The sequence below is a fragment of the Knoellia flava TL1 genome (assembly GCF_000768675.1).
Lineage (GTDB): Bacteria > Actinomycetota > Actinomycetes > Actinomycetales > Dermatophilaceae > Knoellia > Knoellia flava.
The window spans coordinates 1-2,868 of the sequence record NZ_AVPI01000066.1; the positions used below are offsets into that span (position 1 = coordinate 1).

3 protein-coding genes are annotated in these 2,868 nt (G+C 72.5%); 2 read left to right on the plus strand and 1 reads right to left on the minus strand.

The window, feature by feature from the left end; genetic code table 11:
* A partial coding sequence (locus N798_RS15090) for a Stk1 family PASTA domain-containing Ser/Thr kinase (RefSeq protein ID WP_156971762.1) occupies positions 1 to 961 on the plus strand: 961 nt, incomplete at its 5' end.
* Position 962: 1 nt separating this feature from the next.
* A complete protein-coding gene (locus N798_RS15095; RefSeq protein WP_052117424.1) occupies positions 963 to 1,898 on the plus strand; it encodes a DMT family transporter in 936 nt (311 codons plus the stop codon).
* A 103-nt stretch (positions 1,899 to 2,001) separates the two neighbouring features.
* Here N798_RS15095 and N798_RS15100 read toward each other — a convergent pair.
* A partial coding sequence (locus N798_RS15100) for a threonine aldolase family protein (protein ID WP_035950031.1) occupies positions 2,002 to 2,868 on the minus strand: 867 nt, incomplete at its 5' end.

The following is a 2,868-nucleotide window of genomic DNA, read 5'->3' on the forward strand; positions in this document are numbered from 1 at the left end:
CGACCAGGTGCGCGGGGCGCCACCCGCGACTGCGGGGGTGGCCGCGCGCCGCTCCCCCGTCACCCGGGCGCAGCGCCGCGCCCTCTGGCCGTGGATCCTCGTCGTCGTCTCGGCCGCGATCGCCTCGGCCACCGCATGGTTCTTCATCGCCGGCCCCGGCGCCCCGACGGTCGTGCCCGCCGTCGTCGGCAAGCCCGTCGTCGCCGCCGAGTCCGCGCTGCGCACCGCTCACCTCGACGCGACCCGGCGTGAAAGCTTCAGCGAGACGGTCGCCAAGGGCGTCGTCATCTCGAGCACCCCCAAGGCCACCGAGGAGGTGCGCCGTGGCACGGCCGTCACCCTCGTCGTCTCGAAGGGCCCCGAGCGCTATGCCGTGCCCACGCTCGCCGGGACGAGCCTCGCCGAGGCCACCGACCGGATCACCGGTGCCAACCTCGTCCTCGGCAAGGTCACCGAGAAGTTCGACGAGAAGGTCGCCGAGGGCCAGGTCATCGCCTCCGAGCCCAAGGCGGGCACGTCCCTCAAGCGTGGCACCGCCGTCGCCCTCACCGTGAGCAAGGGCCGCGAGCCGATCACGGTCGAGAACTTCACCGGCAAGCCGCTCGCCGCCGCCAAGGCCGCGCTCGGCAAGGCCGGGCTCGTCGTCGAGGTCTCGGGTGAGGAGAACAGCGACACCGTCCCCGCAGGCTCGATCATCCGCCAGGAGCCTGCCGGCGGCACCCTGTTCAAGGGCGACAAGGTCACCGTCGTCACCTCCAAGGGACCCGTTCTCGTGACCATCCCGGGCGGCCTCATCGGCAAGCAGTTCATCGAGGTCAAGGGCACCCTCGAGGGCCTGGGCTTCACGGTCCGTGAGCGCCAGGCCATCCCCGGCATCAACTTCGGCACGGTCCAGGGGCTCAACCCGCCGGAGGGGTCCCAGCAGCCGAAGGGCTCCGAGATCGTCGTGACGACGGTCTGAGGTGACCTCAGCCCCCTCGGCCGTGCACGACGGCCGGTCCCGTCTCGCCGTCCTGCTCCTGCTCTCCGTCACTGCGGTGTGGGGCTCGACGTTCTTCCTCATCCGCGACCTCGTCGAGCACGTGCCGTCGGCGGACTTCCTCGCCGTGCGCTTCGGGATCGCCGCGGTGCTCATGTTCGCGCTCTTCTCGCGGCAGACCCGTGCCCTGACCCGCCGAGAGCTCGCGCTCGGCGCCGGTCTCGGCGTCCTGTATGCCGTGGCGCAGCTCCTGCAGACCGTCGGCCTCGAGAGCACGGCGGCGTCGGTCTCGGGGTTCCTCACCGGGACCTACATCGTCCTCACGCCCGTCCTCGGCGCGCTGCTGCTGCGCGACCACGTGCCGCGGGCAGCGTGGGTCGCAGCGCTCATCGCCACCGCCGGCATCGGCGTGCTGTCCCTCCAGGGACTGGCGATGGGGTTCGGCGAGGCGCTCACCCTCGGGTCGGCGGCTGTCTACGCGCTGCACATCCTCGCCCTCGGGCGGTGGTCGACCGCCTCGACCGCCCTCGGGCTCTCGACCGTGCAGGCCGCGGTCATCGCGGTCGTCTGCCTCGTCGCGGCGGCTCCCGACGGGATCACCCTGCCGGGCGACGGCGGGCAGTGGCTCTCCCTCCTCTACATGGCGGTCGTCGCCGGCGCCGGGGCACTGCTCGCCCAGACGTGGGCGCAGGCGCACCTCACTGCGACCCGGGCCGCGGTCGTCATGGCGATGGAGCCGGTCTTCGCCGCGCTCTTCGCGGTCCTCTTCGGCGACGAGACGGTGACGTGGCGGCTGCTCGTCGGTGGCGGGCTCGTCCTGGCGGCGATGTACCTCGTCGAGCTGCGGGCGGCCGCGCACGACGACGGCGCCTCGGCACTCGAGGACCCACCGGCGGAGATCCTCCACCACGACGTCTGACCCGTTGTTCGACTTCTTGCCCCAATGCGACAGCTCGCTGTCGCATCGGGGCAAGAAGTCGGGCGACCGTTGGCGCGATCGGGCAAGAAGTCGAGGGCTCGGCTCAGCGGAGCAGGTCGGTGAAGACCTCGGACGCGGCGTCCGTGCCGGCGTCGTCGACGTCGAGGTGCCAGACGAGGCGCACCCCCGTCGGGCCGGCGGCATAGGTCCGTATGCCGCGTGCTCCTGCCGCGTCGACCAGCTCGGCGGGTGCCCAGCGCGTCTGCGACAGGTCGAGCATGACGATGTTGGTCTCGACCCGGTCGGGCGTGACGACGTGAGGAGCGACCTCGCCCACGGCCGCCGCGAACCTGGCGGCCCGCGCGTGGTCGTCGGCGAGCCGCTCGATGTGGTGGTCGAGGGCGTGCAGGCCCGCTGCAGCGAGGATGCCGACCTGCCGCATGCCGCCACCGAAGCGCTTTCGCCAGATGCGCGCCTGCGCCATGCGCTCGGCGGAGCCGACGAGCACCGAGCCCACGGGTGCGCCGAGGCCCTTGGAGAGGCAGACGCTCACGGTGTCGAACTCACGGCCGTAGTCGGCGAGCGGGATGCCTGTCGCGACGTGCGCGTTCCACAGGCGGGCCCCGTCGAGGTGCATGGCGACGCCGACCTCACGGCTGGCGGCCCGCACCTCACGGATCGCCTCGAGCGGCTGGACGGTGCCACCGCCGAAGTTGTGCGTGTTCTCGACGACGATGAGTGCGGTGCCGACTTGGTAAGGACCCGCGCCCGTGCTCATGAGAGCGAGCGGCGCCGACGGGACGAGCCGCCCGCGGTCGGCGGCCCAGGAGCGGGACGAGATGCCCGAGAGCACGGCGGCCGCACCGAGCTCGGCGCGCAGGACGTGTGCGAGCGAGTCGGCGATGACCTCCTCGCCCGCCTCGACGTGCAGCCGCATGCCGAGCTGGTTGGCCATCGACCCCGTGGGGGT